The organism is Streptomyces sp. NPDC051109 (genome assembly GCF_044455885.1).
GTDB lineage: Bacteria > Actinomycetota > Actinomycetes > Streptomycetales > Streptomycetaceae > Streptomyces.
In genome coordinates this window covers 272,086-286,413 of sequence record NZ_JBITFF010000003.1, presented here as the reverse complement: position 1 = coordinate 286,413, position 14,328 = coordinate 272,086, and the positions used below count along the sequence as shown (strand labels likewise).

Below are 14,328 nucleotides of genomic sequence, written 5' to 3'. Positions count from 1 at the left end.
GAGGCAGCAGCGAGGCCGGCCGCTCCGGGCCGTCACGCCGGGACGCAGTGCGCCCGCAGGTCTTTACGGCAACTCATGTGCCGGGTTTCCGCAGGTGGAAGCCAGGTGGAAGCCAGGTGGAAGCCAGGGGGGAGAGCCTCCACCCGCGGGCGGCGCCGGGTCAGCGGGGCAGGGTCGCCGGCGAGCCGCCGTTCGCCTCGTAGCCCGCCACCGCCAGCGCGCGGAACACCGCGTACTGGGCCGCCGGGTCCGCGGAGGCCGACCACGGGAGGGCGCCGACGCAGCCGTCGATGTGGCGGATCTGCTCCATCGCCTCGGCCCAGCGCTCCATCGGCACCAGGAACGACAGCAGCATGTGCCGTACGTGCGCCGGCATCGGGTCGTCCTGGCGGGCGGAGTGCACCGCGTACAGCGCGCCCTCCACGGCCCGGGTCACCACGGAGCCCTGCCAGAAGTTCGTCAGGACGACGTCCGGCACGTGCTCGTACACCGCGAACAGCGGCAGCGCCGCCAGCAGCGAGCCCCGCGGGGCTCGGGCGGCCGCCGCGTGCGCGAAGGCGTCCGCCTTCTCCCGCGAGCCGTGCCACTTCTCGCACCAGTAGTGCAGCGCCGCCAGGTGCGCGCCCATGTGCGCCGGCGCCACGTCGATGACCTTCGCCCAGAGCGCGTCGAACTCCGCCTCCGAGTACCCCAGCGCCCGCGCCACCGCCAGCTCCGTGATGTACGGGACCGGGTCGCCCGGCGCCAGCAGCGCCGCCTTGCGGCACGCCTCCCGGGCCTCCTCCAGGATGATCCGGTGGTCCGCGGAGCCCACGCCGCCCGAATGCCGCCACGCCTGCTGCACCAGCAGCTCCGCGTGCACCTGCGCGCCGCCCGCGTCCTTCTCCGCCTCAAGCCGCCACGCCTTCAGCCAGCGCGCACCGACCCCTGGCTCCGCGACCAGCTCCAGCGCCGCGGCCCCGCCGAAGGCCTGGACCCGCTGCCAGCGCAGCTCGCCCTCCTTCGGGGTCCCGGCCAGCAGCTGGGACGCCGCCTGCCACTGCCCGGTGCGCTGCACGGCCTCCAGGGCGTCCATCAGGTCCTCGTCGGGGCCCGGGACCCGGATGTCCAGGTGCTCCTGGCGGGCGAAACCGTAGTTCTCGGGGTCGGCCGCGTCCGGGCTGCCCGGCGCGACCAGGCGCAGGTTGCCGCCCCGCCTGCGCCGTATGTACGGGCTGAAGGCGGCCACGAGCAGGCCGAGCGCGATCAGGAACCACAGAATGTCCATGCCCCCCAGCGAACCAGACGCACCCGCGCAAAGGCCAATGCCCCACCCGCCGTCCGGCGCGGCACCCCATAAGCTCTGCCCATGAGCGACGACAGCCACGAGCACCAGAGCTTCGAGACCCGCGCGATCCACGCGGGCAACACCGCGGACCCGCAGACCGGCGCGGTCGTGCCCCCGATCTACCAGGTGTCCACGTACAAGCAGGACGGCGTCGGCGGACTCCGCGGCGGCTACGAGTACAGCCGCAGCGGCAACCCGACCCGGACCGCGCTGGAGGAGAACCTCGCGGCGCTGGAGGGCGGGGCCCGCGGCCTGGCCTTCGCCTCCGGCCTCGCCGCCGAGGACTGCCTGCTGCGCACGCTGCTCTCCCCGGGCGACCACGTGGTCATCCCGAACGACGCCTACGGCGGCACCTTCCGCCTCTTCGCGAAGGTCGTCTCCCGCTGGGGCGTGGAATGGTCGGTGGCCGACACCTCCGACGCGGCGTCGGTGCGGGCCGCCCTGACCCCGAAGACCAAGGTCATCTGGGTCGAGACCCCCTCCAACCCGCTGCTCGGCATCACCGACATCGCCGTCGTCGCCGACATCGCGCGGTCGGCCGGCGCCAAGCTGGTCGTGGACAACACCTTCGCCTCGCCCTACCTCCAGCAGCCCCTCGCGCTCGGCGCGGACGTGGTCGTGCACTCGCTGACCAAGTACATGGGCGGCCACTCCGACGTGGTCGGCGGCGCGCTGGTGGCCGCGGACGCGGCGCTGGGCGAGGAACTGGCGTACCACCAGAACGCGATGGGCGCCGTGGCCGGCCCCTTCGACTCCTGGGTCGTGCTGCGCGGCATCAAGACCCTCGCGGTGCGCATGGACCGGCACGCCGAGAACGCGGAGAAGATCGTGGAGGTGCTGAAGCGCCACCCGAAGGTCACCAAGGTCCTCTACCCGGGCCTGGCCGAGCACCCGGGCCACGAGATCGCCGCCAAGCAGATGCGCAACTTCGGCGGAATGGTCTCGTTCCAGGTCGCCGGCGGCGAGGAGGAGGCCGTCGCGGTCTGCGGGCGTACCAAGATCTTCACCCTGGCCGAGTCCCTCGGCGGCGTCGAGTCCCTCATCGAGCACCCGGGCCGCATGACCCACGCCTCGGTGGCCGGCTCGGCCCTGGAGGTCCCGGCGGACCTGATCCGCGTCTCGGTGGGCATCGAGAACGCCGACGACCTGATCGCGGACCTGACCCAGGCCCTCGGCTAGCCCTCGGCAGCCCACCCCGGTACGACGAGCGCCGCCGGGCGGTGGCTACCAGCCCTCCAGGGGCGGGGAGACACCGCTCGGCGGCACCTCCCACGGGCGGGTCAGCGAGGCCCACACCGCGAAGGCCACCGCCGCCGCGGCGAGCAGCGTCCAGCCGAGGCGGCGCAGCGCCCGCCTGCGGCGCAGCAGCCGGCCCCCGCGGGCCGCGGCACTCGCCGCCAGCCCGGCCGGAACCACCGGGCGGGGGCCCTCCAGCATCCGCCTGACCTGGTCCTCCTTGCGGTCGCGGGGGCTCATGCCGCCTCCTGGGAGCGCACGGCGGCCACGGCCCGGGTGCACAGCGCCCGTACCCGCTCGACCGGCAGCCCCAGCTGGGCGGCGGTGACCTCTTCGGCGACGCCCTCGTACACGCGCAGCACCAGTACGAGCCGCTCCAGCGGGCCGAGCGGCGCGAGTAGCCCCGTACCGCCGTGGTGGCGCCAGCCGGTGCGGGCGAAGGCGGCGCACAGCTCCCGGCGGGTGTGGTCGTACGGGTCGTCGCCGCGCACCCGGCGCCACTGCGCGTACGTACGGGCCAGTGCGCCCGCGAGCAGCCGGCGGGCTGCGGCGGGCTCGGTCTCCGGTTCGGCGGTCAGCAGGACGGCGACATGCAGGAGCCGCCCCGCCGCACCTGCGACGAAGGCCTCGAACTCCGCGTAGGTGCCCGGCCCGTGGTCGTCCACAGGCCACATAGTGGGGGCAGCGGGACCGCCCGGCCAAGAGGTCGGACGGACTCCGGATCGAGCCGGCGGATCAGGAGGCGGGGCCCGCCTCCGACGCGGCGCCCATCAGCTCCGACAGCGAGCCGTTGAAGCGGGTCAGCAGCCCGGTGAACGACTCGCGCTCCTCCTCGGACCAGCCGTCCGTCACCCGGGCCATCAGCTCGCGCCGCGAGGAGCGGACCTCCTCCAGCCGTGCGAGCCCGCGGGGGGAGAGCGCGAGGACCACGGCACGCCCGTCCTCGGGGTGCGAGGTGCGCTTGACCAGGCCGCTGTCGACGAGCGGCGCGACCTGGCGGGTGACGGTGGAGGAGTCGATGCCCATGCCGCCGGCGAGCGCCTTGACGCCCATCGGGCCTTCCAGGTCGAGACGGTTCAGCAGCAGGTACGCGGCGCGGTCCATCGAGTTGCGGGCCTGGCCGACCCCGCCCAGGCGGGTCTGCTCCGCGCGGCGGGCGAAGACGGCCACCTGGTGCTGGAGCGCGTCGAGGAGCCCGGCTTCGGCGGACGCCTCGGCCGCTGTGGGCAGGTCGGAATTGGCCGGGTTGGAGGGCATGGCCGTGAGCTCTCTTCGCGTGGGTCCGACAAGGTTGGGGGACAGAGTACGCGGCCGTGGGGCGGCCCGTACGCCTCGTACGAGAACTGATACGGGCCGTGCGGACCGGGGCTGCGGGCCCGTCCCGGATGGCCTGATTTCGCCCCCTGTGGGACCCCGGAGCCCTGCCCTCCGGCGCCTGCCGATCCGCATGTGTGCCCGGTCCGGAAGGCCCCGCTCCGCTGCCCGGTTCCGCTGCCCGGTTCGCTGCCCGGAGCCGTGATCGCCGGGGGCTGCGAGACTGGCGGCATGAACTACCGCGTGCCCGTGCCCGTTCCGCAGGTGATCCTCGACGACGTCCGGGGGGCCCAGAAGATGCTCTCCGGCGTCGCCCGGGTCACGCCGATGGAAGGCAGCCGGCACCTGACCGCCCTCACCGGCTCCCCGGTCCACTTCAAGTGCGAGAACCTCCAGCGGACCGGCTCCTTCAAGCTGCGCGGCGCGTACGTGCGCATCGCCGGCCTGCGCCCCGAGCAGCGGGCCGCCGGCGTGGTCGCGGCCAGCGCCGGAAACCACGCCCAGGGCGTGGCCCTGGCCTCCTCCCTCCTCGGCGTCCGCTCGACGGTGTTCATGCCGGTCGGGGCGCCGCTGCCGAAGGTGGCGGCGACGCAGGAGTACGGGGCCGAGGTGCGGATGCACGGGCAGGTCGTCGACGAGACCCTGGCGGCGGCCCAGGAGTACGCCGACCGCACCGGGGCGGTGTTCATCCACCCGTTCGACCACCGCGACATCATCGCGGGCCAGGGCACGGTCGGCCTGGAGATCCTGGAGCAGTGCCCCGAGGTGCGGACGATCCTCGTCGGCATCGGAGGCGGCGGCCTCGCGGCGGGCATCGCGGTCGCCGTGAAGGCGCTGCGGCCGGACGTGAAGGTGATCGGCGTCCAGGCGGAGGGCGCCGCCGCCTACCCGCCCTCGCTGCGGGTCGGGCACCCGGTCTCGATCGACAACCCGGTCACGATGGCCGACGGGATCAAGGTCGGCCGCCCCGGCGACATCCCCTTCCACATCATCGGGGACCTCCTCGACGGCGTCCGCACCGTCTCCGAGGACGCCCTCTCCAGCGCCCTGCTGCTCTGCCTGGAGCGCGCCAAGCTCGTCGTCGAGCCCGCCGGGTGCAGCCCCGTGGCCGCCCTGCTGAGCCGGCCCGAGCTGTACGGGGGCGGCGGCCCGGTGGTGGCGGTCCTGTCCGGCGGGAACATCGACCCGCTGCTGCTCCAGCGGATCCTGCGGCACGGCATGGCGGCGGCGGGCCGCTACCTCTCGCTGCGGCTGCGCGTGGCGGACCGGCCGGGGGCGCTGGCCGGGCTGCTGGCGGTGCTGTCGGTCGTGGACGCGAACGTGCTGGACGTGAGCCACGTACGGACCGACCCGCGGCTGGGGCTCACGGAGGTGGAGGTGGAACTGCACCTGGAAACCAAGGGCCAGGAGCACTGCGCCGAGGTCGCGCGCTCGCTCCACGCTGCCGGATACACGGTGATGGGTTAGCTCTTGTCCCCTTCGCCGGTGACACAGGGGTGCGGAATCCGGCCGTTTGTGTGAGACTCCCGGCCACGTTCACATGGGGTGGGAGTCTCTCGGTGCACATACGCGTCAGACCGCAAACGGCGGCAGTCATCGCTCTGGCCGCCTCGGCGGCCCTCGCCCTCGCGGGTTGCTCGTCCTCCGACGGATCCGGGGCGGCGGCGCCGAAGCCCGCGGCCGCCGCGTCCCAGTCGGCCAAACCCTCCGCGAAGGCCACCGGGGCGCCGCTCGGCCGCGACGCCGTGGACGACGAGGTCAAGTCCTCGCTGCGCGCGGCGGGTCTGGACCCCGAGAAGGGGAAGGGCTCGGGCGACGCGAACGCGACGAAGAACGCGAGCGTGGTCGACTGGACCGCGGTCACGACCACGCAGCAGGCGGAGTGGGCCCTGCCGCGGCTCGGCGAGCAGCTCAAGCACCTCGGCTGGCGGGAGACGGCGCCGCAGAGCTACGAGAAGACGGACTGGGTGCTGCTGATCGGCAGCACGAAGCAGTCGAGCACGGTGAACCTGAAATCGGGCGAGAGCCTGCTCACCGTGAACGTCACCTACCTCGGCGCGGGTTGACGCCCGCGGGTCGACCCACGGGCGACGCTTGACCCGCGCCACGGCCGGCGCGGGCGCGGGCCTCGCGGTTCAGCGCCACCGCCCGGCCCGCCCGGGAGCGCGGGAGTACGCGAAAGCCCCCGCCGGACCGGGCCGGCGGGGGCTTCCCCGTACGCGTGGGGTGATCAGCCGGTGAAGGGCTTGACGTCGAGGATCTTGACGGTCGCCTTCTTGCCGTTCGGCAGCTCGTACTCGGCGTTCTCGCCGATCTTCTTGCCCATCACACCGGTGCCCAGCGGGGACTGCGGGGAGTAGGTCTCGAAGTCGGAGGACGCGTACTCGCGCGAGGCGAGCAGGAAGGACATGGTGTCGTCCTCGTCGCCGTCGAAGGCGATGGTGACGACCGTGCCGGGCGCGACCTCGCCGTCGGAGGCGGGTGCGGTGCCGACCTTGGCGTTCTCCAGGAGCTGCGTCAGCTGGCGGACGCGGAGCTCCTGCTTGCCCTGCTCCTCCTTGGCCGCGTGGTAACCGCCGTTCTCACGCAGGTCGCCCTCCTCGCGGGCGGCTGCGATCTTGGTGGCGATCTCCGTGCGTGCGGGACCAGAGAGGTAGTCCAGCTCGGCCTTCAGCTGGTCGTACGCCGCCTGGGTCAGCCAGGTGACGCTCTCGCTCGTCTGGGTCACGGGTGCTCCTCGTCGGTACAGGGGACTACTTGGCCGCCAGCGGCGGGCGAAACCACGAGCCTAACAATTCGGGAAGAAAAGGGGGAGGACACCATGTGTATGAAGTGTGTCATCGGGCCCGTGAGCAGGAAAGAGTTCAGCCTGACGTCGGCGTGGTGCCCTGGCCCGCCGCCTGGCAGCCCACGAGTTCGATCATCGTGGCCCGGCCGGTGGTCTTCAGCGAGAGCATTTCGTCCACGCGCGTGTCCTTCTGTGCGAAGGTGAAGTCCGCGCGGCCCACCTCGGCGTGCTCCTCGTTCTGGGAGCTGAGGGTGCAGACCCCGGTGACCCCGGCGTCCTTGCGCACCTCCAGGTGCACCTTCACCTCGGTGTCGGAGACCACCTGGAACTTGATCACCTCGGCACTGACGCTCTGGCCCGCGACGTAGTCCCAGCCGATCCAGCCGACCAGGCCCAGCAGCCCGACGCCCAGCACCGACCCGACGATCTTGAGCTTGCGGTCCGCACGCTCGTCCCCCGACCGGCCGTACCGACCCTCGGGCAGCCCCTCGCGCACCGCGCTCATCGATCGTTCCTTTCGGGAGGGCATGTACGTCGTCGACCCTGTCGTTCCCGGGGGCGGGCCCCGGAATTTTTCCACCCCCCGATTCGGTCACTATAGGAGGCGAACGCCCTGACGACTCAAAGAGGATCCTGTCTTGACCGAGCAGCTTCGACTGATGGCCGTCCATGCCCACCCCGACGACGAGTCGAGCAAGGGCGCGGCCACCATGGCCAAGTACGTGTCCGAGGGGGTTCCCGTGCTGGTGGTGACCTGCACGGGGGGTGAGCGCGGCTCGATCCTGAACCCCAAGCTCCAGGGCGACAAGTACATCGAGGAGAACATCCACGAGGTCCGCGCCAGGGAGATGGACGAGGCCCGCCAGATCCTCGGCATCGAGCAGGAGTGGCTGGGCTACGTCGACTCCGGCCTGCCGGAGGGCGACCCGCTGCCCCCGCTCCCCGAGGGCTGCTTCGCCCTGCAGGACGTGGACGAGGCGGCCGGCCGCCTGGTGAAGAAGATCCGCGCCTTCCGGCCGCAGGTCATCACCACTTACGACGAGAACGGCGGCTACCCGCACCCCGACCACATCATGACCCACAAGATCTCGATGGTGGCCTTCGAGGGCGCCGCGGACACCGTGAAGTACCCGGAGGCCGAGTTCGGCCCGGCTTACCAGCCGCAGAAGCTCTACTACAACCAGGGCTTCAACAAGCCGCGCACCATCGCCCTGCACGAGGCGCTGCTCTCGCGCGGCATGGAGTCCCCGTACGGGGAGTGGCTGGAGCGCTGGAAGCAGTTCGAGCGCTCCGAGCGGACCCTGACCACGCACGTCCCGTGCGCGGAGTTCTTCGAGATCCGTGACAAGGCGCTCATCGCGCACGCCACGCAGATCGATCCGGACGGCGGCTGGTTCCGCGTGCCGATGGAGATCCAGAAGGAGGTGTGGCCCACGGAGGAGTACGAGCTCGCGAAGTCGCTCGTCGACACTTCCCTCCCCGAGTCCGACCTCTTCGAGGGCATCCGGGAGAATGCGTAGCTATGAGCGCTACGCAGGCAGCACTGACCGAGCTCCTTCCGCTGGCGGGTGACACCTTCGACAAGAACAAGGTGACCCCCGGAGTCCTGGGCTTCATCGTGTTCGCGGCCCTCGCCCTGGCGGTGTGGGGCCTGATGAAGTCGATGAGCCGGCACATGGGCCGGGTCGACTTCCAGGAGGCCCCGGAGGCCGGAGCGGCGCCCGCCGCCGCCCCGGCGGCGGACCGGGCCCCGTAGGAGCCGGTTCTCCGGCTGTCGGCCGCCGCCCTCCCGTGCCGGCTTCGCGGGAGGGGCGGCGACTGCGCGTGTCCGCGGCCGCGTGCGTACGGCGCGCGGTCGACGATCATGCGGTCGAGGTCAGGCGGTCGAGGCCGGCCGGTCAGGCGGTCGGCGAGGGCGGCGGCATCGGGACGCCCATGATCTCCCGCGAGTGCAGGTTCGGCACCAGCCCGAGCCGCCACGCCTGCCAGCCCTCCGCCGGGTCCACCCCGCGCCCGAGCACCACCGCGTAGGCGTCCAGGCCGTCCTCCAGCCGCCCGTCCCGCATCGCGTGCGGCGCCGCGGCCAGCCGGGCCAGATCCGCCCGGGCCTCGTCCGCGCCCGCGCCCGGGAGCGCGTACGGAAGCAGCGTGCAGCGCAGGAAACGGGCCCAGTCCTCCCCGCGCCGGTCCCCGTACGAGATGAACAGCCGGGCCGCCTCCTCGCACAGCCCCAGCGCCTGCGCCACGCGCCCGTTGCCCGCGTCCACGACCGCCAGCTCCAGGCAGGTCCACGCCTCCCCGTGCGCCAGCCCGATCCGCCGGAAGTCCGCCCGCGCGTCCATCAGCAGCTGCCGCGCGAACCCGGAGTTCCGCAGGTTCCCCGTCTGGGCCGCCCGCTGGTCGCGCGTGACCCGGCCCGAGTGGTGGCGGGCGTGCGCCAGCCCGTACACGTCCCGCATCCGCGAGAACATCGTGCGGGCCCGCTCCAGCTCCCGTACCGCCTGGTCGCGCTCGCCGCCCTCCTCCAGCGCCTGCCCGAGGTAGTACAGCGTCCAGGCCTCGCCGCGCGCGTCCTCCTGCTCCCGGTGCTCGGCCAGCGCCTCGCGCAGCCGCTCCACCGCCGGGCCCGGGTCGCCGTCGACGACCCGGGCGCGGCCCAGCTGGGTCAGCGCCCAGGCCTGGCCGCGCTCGTCGTGGGTGCGCCCGTACAGGTCGAGGGCCAGCTTCAGCTCCGCCTCCGCCCCGGGGACGTCGCCGAGCCGCAGGTACACCTGCCCCAGCTGGAAGTGCGCCCACGCCTCGCCGTGCACGCTCTCGCTCTCCCGGTGCAGGGCGAGGGACCGCTCCAGCAGCTGCACCGCCTCCGCCAGGTGCGCCCGGTCCCGCTCCACCGCCGCCAGGGCGTGCAGGGCCCACGCGCGGTCGCCGGCCAGCTCCTCCGGCTCCTGCAGCACCAGCGCCTCGCGGATCCGGGCCGCGGCCTCCGGGAGCTGGCCCTGGTGGTGCAGGGTGATGCCCAGCGAGATGAGGGCCATGCCCGCGCCGGCGTCCTGGTGGGCCTCCCGGTACTGGTCGACCACCGAGGTCAGCGTGGTCCGGGCCTTGTCCAGCTCGCCGAGCTGGCGGGCGGCGATGCCGGTGCGCCACTGCACGGAGCGGACCAGCCGCCCCTGGCCGGGCTCGCCCCGGCGCGCGGCCTCCACCGCCAGCGTGAGCTCGTTGATCTCGCCGAGCCGGTACAGGTCGCCGCGCAGCAGGCAGAAGTCGCAGAGGGCGCCGAGCAGGTCCAGGACCGCTTGCTGGTCCACGTCCTGCGAGTGCCGCAGCGCGGCCGTGATGAAGCTCGACTCGTCGTCCAGCCAGCGCAGCGCCGCGTCGAGCGAGGCGAAGCCGTGCCCGCCGAAGTGATGGGCGCGGGTCGACATCTTCCCGTCGACCATGCGGATCACCGCGTCGGCGAGCTGCGCGTAATTGCGGATCAGGCGGCCGTGCGCCGCCGAGGACTCGGCCCGGTCCTCGTCCGCCGCGAGCCGCGCCGCCGCGTACGAGCGCACCGCGTCGTGCATCCGGTACCGCTCCCCGCGCACGTGGTCCAGCAGGCCCGCCTGCGCCAGCTCGCGCAGCAACAGCCCGGCCGCAGCCCGGTCCGCGTCGATCAGGGCCGCCGCGGCCGACGGGCCGAGCGAGGCCCGCCCGGCGAGCGTGAGCCGGCGCAGCAGCCGCCGCCGCTCCTCGGGCAGCCGTACGTAGGCCAGGGCGAGGGCTCCCTCCAGCGCATCGGCGGCGTCGCCGGCGGCGGAGCCCTCCGCTTCGGCCGGTCCGAGCGGGGCCAGCACCCGCAGGGCCAGCGGGAGCCCGCCGCCGAGTGCGAGCAGGCCCGGCAGGGCCTCCTCCTCGTACGGGGCCGTGCCGGCCGCCCGGGCCCCGGTGCGCACCAGCTCCGCTCCCTCCGCCGGCGCCAGCCGCCCCACCGGGAGCTGGTGCACCCAGGCCGAGAGGCCGGGCAGCTCCAGCGGCTCCCGGGCGGTCACCAGCACCAGGCTCTCCGACCGCTCCGGCACCAGCGTCCGGACCTGCTCCGCGTCCACCGCGTCGTCCAGCAGCACCGTCACCGGCAGCCCCTGGAGGTGCTGGTGGTACAGCTCGCCCAGGCGCCGTACCTGCTGCTCCGCCGAGGACCCCTCGCGGAACAGCAGCTGCTCGCGCGGGGCGCCGAGCCGGTTCAGCAGGTGCAGCAGCGCCTCCCGGATCGGCAGCGGCGCCTCCCCGCTGAGCGAGCCGCCCCGCAGGTCCACCACGCAGGCCCCGCGGAACTGGTCGCGCAGCGCGTCCGCGGCCCGCAGCGCCAGGGCCGTGCGGCCCACGCCGGGCTCGCCGTGCAGCACCACGACCACCGGGCGGGTCTCCGTACTGGCCCGGGCCGCCTGCACCCACTGCGCGATCCGGGTCAGCTCCGCCCGGCGGCCCGCGAACGCGGCCGCGGTCTGCGGGAGTTGCCCGAAGGACTGCTCCAGTACGCTGCGCCGCCGGGCCTCCGCGCTGCGGTCGGTCCGGCGCAGCTGGGGTGCGGCGGTCCGGGAGGGCTGCCGGGGAGCCCGCGCCGCGGCGGCCACCGCGCGCTGCTGCTCCAGGAACGGGCGTATCCCGCGCACCTCCAGCGCCGTCAGCCACTGCAGTCTCAGCTGCTCCGGCCCGCCGGGCCGGCCGCGCACCCCGGCCCGGCGGTTCGCGGCGGGCAGGTGCAGGGCGGTCACCTTGGCCACCGTGGCCGCCGCCCCGGCGATGCCGGTGACGGCTCCGGCCGCCAGTGCGGTACCCGCGGCCACGCCGAGCGACAGATCGGCCCCGACGGCCGCGGCCGCCGCAACCGCCGTCACGAGCAGTGCCGTTGAGGTGTTGCCGCGCCGGAAGGCCTCGCCGAGGGACTCGTCCCCGGACGTCGCCTCGTCCAGGGCCCGTACGTACGCCTCGTACTCCTCGGCGGCGCTCGCCGCGAGCGCGTCCAGCGCCTCCAGGCCGCGCGCCATCAGCGCCGCCTTGCCGACCGGCGTGTCGGCCCCGGCGCCGCGCCGGGCCTCCTCGTCCACGGCCCGCTCCAGTAGCCGCTCGGCCTCACCGCGATGGCTGTCCCGCATCCGCATCCCCCTCAAGAGAGCTCCGGCAACGTGGCCCCAAGTGTCCGCCGGGACCGCCGCGAGCGCGAGGGAATCTGAGCTAGATCAGAGGGAGTTGCCCCAACTCCCCCCGCTCACGTGCATATATGTACGTTCCACCCCGCGGATGCGGCCCCACCGGCGAAGGCGGGACGGCGCGGGGGTGGTCACGACGCCGCCCCGGGGCCCGGGGCGCGGCCGACGTGCGGTGGGCACGCCGTCGTCCGGTCCCGGCCGCGTCCCGCCCGGTGCGCGAGGATGGGGCCATGTCGAACCGCCTCGCCCATGAGACCTCGCCGTATCTGCTGCAGCACGCGGACAATCCCGTCGACTGGTGGCCCTGGTCGCCGGAGGCGTTCGCGCAGGCGCGGGAGCGGGGGGTGCCCGTCCTGCTCAGCGTCGGCTACAGCAGCTGTCACTGGTGCCACGTCATGGCGCACGAGTCCTTCGAGGACGGCCCGGCCGCCGCCTACATGAACGAGCACTTCGTCAACATCAAGGTGGACCGCGAGGAGCGGCCCGATGTCGACGCCGTCTACATGGAGGCCGTGCAGGCCGCCACCGGGCAGGGCGGCTGGCCCATGACCGTGTTCCTCACCCCCGACGCCGAGCCCTTCTACTTCGGTACCTACTTCCCGCCCGAGCCCCGGCACGGGATGCCCTCCTTCATGGAGGTCCTCGAAGGCGTGCACACCGCCTGGGTGGGGCGGCGCGAGGAGGTCGCCGAGGTCGCGCAGCGGATCGTACGGGACCTCGCCGGGCGGCAGTTGGACTACGGCAAGGCCGGTGCGCCCGGCCCCGAGGAGCTGGCCGGGGCGCTGCTCGGGCTGACGCGGGAGTACGACGCCGTCCGCGGAGGCTTCGGCGGGGCGCCGAAGTTCCCGCCGTCCATGGTGCTGGAGTTCCTGCTGCGCCACCACGCGCGCACCGGGGCGGAGGGGGCCCTGCAGATGGCCGCCGACACCTGCGAGGCAATGGCCCGCGGCGGGATCTACGACCAGTTGGGCGGCGGGTTCGCCCGGTACTCCGTCGACCGGGAGTGGACCGTTCCGCACTTCGAGAAGATGCTGTACGACAACGCGCTGCTGTGCCGCGTGTACGCGCACCTCTGGCGGGCCACCGGGTCGGACCTCGCGCGCCGCGTCGCGCTCGAAACCGCCGACTTCATGGTCCGCGAGCTGCGCACCGCGGAGGGCGGCTTCGCCTCCGCGCTCGACGCCGACAGCGAGGACCCGCAGACCGGCGAGCACGTGGAGGGGGCGTACTACGCCTGGACCCCCGCCCAGCTGACCGAGGTGCTCGGCGCGGACGACGCGGCCCTGGCCGCCGCGTACTTCGGGGTGACGGACGAGGGCACCTTCGAGCACGGCACGTCCGTACTCCAGCTGCCGCAGGACGGGCCCGTCGTGGATGCCGGGGCGATCGCGCGGATCCGGGGGAGGCTGCTCGCGGCGCGCGCCGAGCGGCCCGCGCCCGGCCGGGACGACAAGGTCGTCGCCGCCTGGAACGGCCTGGCCATCGCCGCGCTGGCCGAATGCGGGGCGTACTTCGACCGGCCGGACCTGGTCGAGCGGGCGACGGAGGCCGCCGACCTCCTGGTGCGGGTCCACTTCGACGCGGCAGCCGGCCGCGCCCGGCTGGCCCGGACCAGCAAGGACGGCCGCGTCGGCGCCAACGCCGGTGTCCTGGAGGACTACGGCGACGTCGCCGAGGGCTTCCTCGCGCTGGCGGCCGTGACCGGCGAGGGCGTCTGGCTGGAGTTCGCCGGGTTCCTCGTCGACCTGGTCCTGGACCGGTTCACGGCCGAGGACGGCTCCCTCTACGACACCGCGCACGACGCCGAGCAGCTCATCCGCCGCCCCCAGGACCCGACCGACACCGCGGCGCCCTCCGGCTGGACGGCCGCGGCCGGCGCGCTCCTCTCGTACGCCGCGCACACCGGCTCCGAGGCGCACCGCACGGCGGCCGAGCGGGCCCTCGGCGTGGTGCACGCGCTGGGTCCGCGCGTCCCGCGCTTCATCGGGCACGGGCTCGCGGTCGCCGAGGCGCTGCTCGACGGTCCGCGCGAGGTGGCCGTGGTGGGTGATCCGGAGGATCCGGCGCTGGCCGGGCTGCACCGGGCGGCGTTGCTGGGGACGGCTCCCGGGGCCGTGGTGGCGGTCGGGCTGCCGCGGGCGGCCGACGGCAGCGGGGGCGAGTTCCCCCTCCTGGCCGAGCGCACACTCGTGCACGACCGTCCGACGGCGTATGTGTGTCGACATTTCGTCTGCGCGCGGCCTACGACAGACCCGGTCGAGCTGGCTGATCAGTTGGGTGCGGTTCATCCCTGAATCTGCCGGAGTACCGTCAATTCCGGTTGCCTGTCCGAGAGTTCGGAAACCTGGTTTTTATTCTCGCGGCTCCTGAGTTTCACATTCGCTGCCTACTCTCGTGTCTGCGGACGTCACTGGGGAGCCGCGGAGCAGGCGCGCTGGGGGGTGCGTCCGAGGGGGAGCTGGGGGAAGCAGGGG

13 protein-coding genes are annotated in these 14,328 nt (G+C 73.8%); 6 read left to right on the top strand and 7 right to left on the bottom strand.

Annotated features, from left to right (window positions below; all coding sequences use genetic code 11):
• Nucleotides 1-160: 160 nt before the first annotated feature.
• Nucleotides 161-1,267, bottom strand: coding sequence for a hypothetical protein (locus tag ACIBAD_RS07095; protein ID WP_398905087.1), 1,107 nt, complete (start codon nucleotides 1,265-1,267; stop codon nucleotides 161-163).
• A gap of 81 nt (nucleotides 1,268-1,348) precedes the next feature.
• Between ACIBAD_RS07095 and ACIBAD_RS07090 the strand changes: the two genes are divergently transcribed.
• Nucleotides 1,349-2,506: a cystathionine gamma-synthase gene (locus ACIBAD_RS07090; RefSeq protein WP_134071748.1), complete on the top strand. Its 1,158-nt coding sequence runs from the start codon at nucleotides 1,349-1,351 to the stop codon at nucleotides 2,504-2,506.
• Nucleotides 2,507-2,551: 45 nt separating this feature from the next.
• Here ACIBAD_RS07090 and ACIBAD_RS07085 read toward each other — a convergent pair whose 3' ends face one another.
• From ACIBAD_RS07085 to ACIBAD_RS07075, 3 genes are all read right to left on the bottom strand, one after another.
• Complete coding sequence (locus ACIBAD_RS07085; RefSeq protein WP_134071746.1) at nucleotides 2,552-2,803, bottom strand: hypothetical protein; 252 nt, start codon at nucleotides 2,801-2,803, stop codon at nucleotides 2,552-2,554.
• A complete protein-coding gene (locus tag ACIBAD_RS07080) occupies nucleotides 2,800-3,228 on the bottom strand; it encodes a sigma factor-like helix-turn-helix DNA-binding protein (RefSeq protein WP_398905084.1) in 429 nt (142 codons plus the stop codon). The genes ACIBAD_RS07085 and ACIBAD_RS07080 overlap by 4 nt, the downstream gene beginning before the upstream one ends.
• Nucleotides 3,229-3,298: 70 nt before the next feature.
• Nucleotides 3,299-3,820 carry a MarR family winged helix-turn-helix transcriptional regulator gene (locus ACIBAD_RS07075; protein ID WP_053690054.1) on the bottom strand — a complete coding sequence of 174 codons (522 nt, stop codon included), beginning with the start codon at nucleotides 3,818-3,820 and terminating at the stop codon, nucleotides 3,299-3,301.
• Nucleotides 3,821-4,108: 288 nt separating this feature from the next.
• Between ACIBAD_RS07075 and ilvA the strand changes: the two genes are divergently transcribed.
• A complete protein-coding gene (gene ilvA / locus ACIBAD_RS07070; protein ID WP_134071742.1) occupies nucleotides 4,109-5,344 on the top strand; it encodes a threonine ammonia-lyase in 1,236 nt (411 codons plus the stop codon).
• A gap of 92 nt (nucleotides 5,345-5,436) precedes the next feature.
• On the top strand, nucleotides 5,437-5,943 hold the full coding sequence (locus ACIBAD_RS07065; protein WP_134071740.1) for a hypothetical protein: 507 nt from the start codon (nucleotides 5,437-5,439) through the stop codon (nucleotides 5,941-5,943).
• A 164-nt stretch (nucleotides 5,944-6,107) separates the two neighbouring features.
• Here ACIBAD_RS07065 and greA read toward each other — a convergent pair whose 3' ends face one another.
• Nucleotides 6,108-6,605 (bottom strand): transcription elongation factor GreA, encoded by a 498-nt coding sequence (gene greA / locus ACIBAD_RS07060; protein ID WP_053690059.1) that lies wholly within the window; start codon nucleotides 6,603-6,605, stop codon nucleotides 6,108-6,110.
• Between the two features lie 136 nt (nucleotides 6,606-6,741).
• Nucleotides 6,742-7,170 (bottom strand): DUF4307 domain-containing protein, encoded by a 429-nt coding sequence (locus ACIBAD_RS07055; protein WP_398905080.1) that lies wholly within the window; start codon nucleotides 7,168-7,170, stop codon nucleotides 6,742-6,744.
• A 133-nt stretch (nucleotides 7,171-7,303) separates the two neighbouring features.
• Between ACIBAD_RS07055 and mca the strand changes: the two genes are divergently transcribed.
• Both mca and ACIBAD_RS07045 read left to right on the top strand, forming a co-directional pair.
• The gene (gene mca / locus ACIBAD_RS07050) at nucleotides 7,304-8,185 is read left to right on the top strand and encodes a mycothiol conjugate amidase Mca (RefSeq protein ID WP_134071736.1); all 882 of its coding nucleotides are present in this window, start codon (nucleotides 7,304-7,306) and stop codon (nucleotides 8,183-8,185) included.
• 2 nt (nucleotides 8,186-8,187) lie between these two features.
• Nucleotides 8,188-8,421, top strand: coding sequence for a hypothetical protein (locus ACIBAD_RS07045; protein ID WP_030155040.1), 234 nt, complete (start codon nucleotides 8,188-8,190; stop codon nucleotides 8,419-8,421).
• A gap of 142 nt (nucleotides 8,422-8,563) precedes the next feature.
• Here the strand turns inward: ACIBAD_RS07045 and ACIBAD_RS07040 are convergent, their stop codons facing one another.
• Entirely contained in the window at nucleotides 8,564-11,800 is a 3,237-nt protein-coding gene (locus ACIBAD_RS07040) for a tetratricopeptide repeat protein (protein ID WP_398905078.1), read from the bottom strand.
• A gap of 284 nt (nucleotides 11,801-12,084) precedes the next feature.
• Here ACIBAD_RS07040 and ACIBAD_RS07035 point away from each other — a divergent pair, with 284 nt between their 5' ends.
• Nucleotides 12,085-14,148: a thioredoxin domain-containing protein gene (locus ACIBAD_RS07035; protein WP_398905075.1), complete on the top strand. Its 2,064-nt coding sequence runs from the start codon at nucleotides 12,085-12,087 to the stop codon at nucleotides 14,146-14,148.
• Nucleotides 14,149-14,328 lie beyond the last annotated feature (180 nt).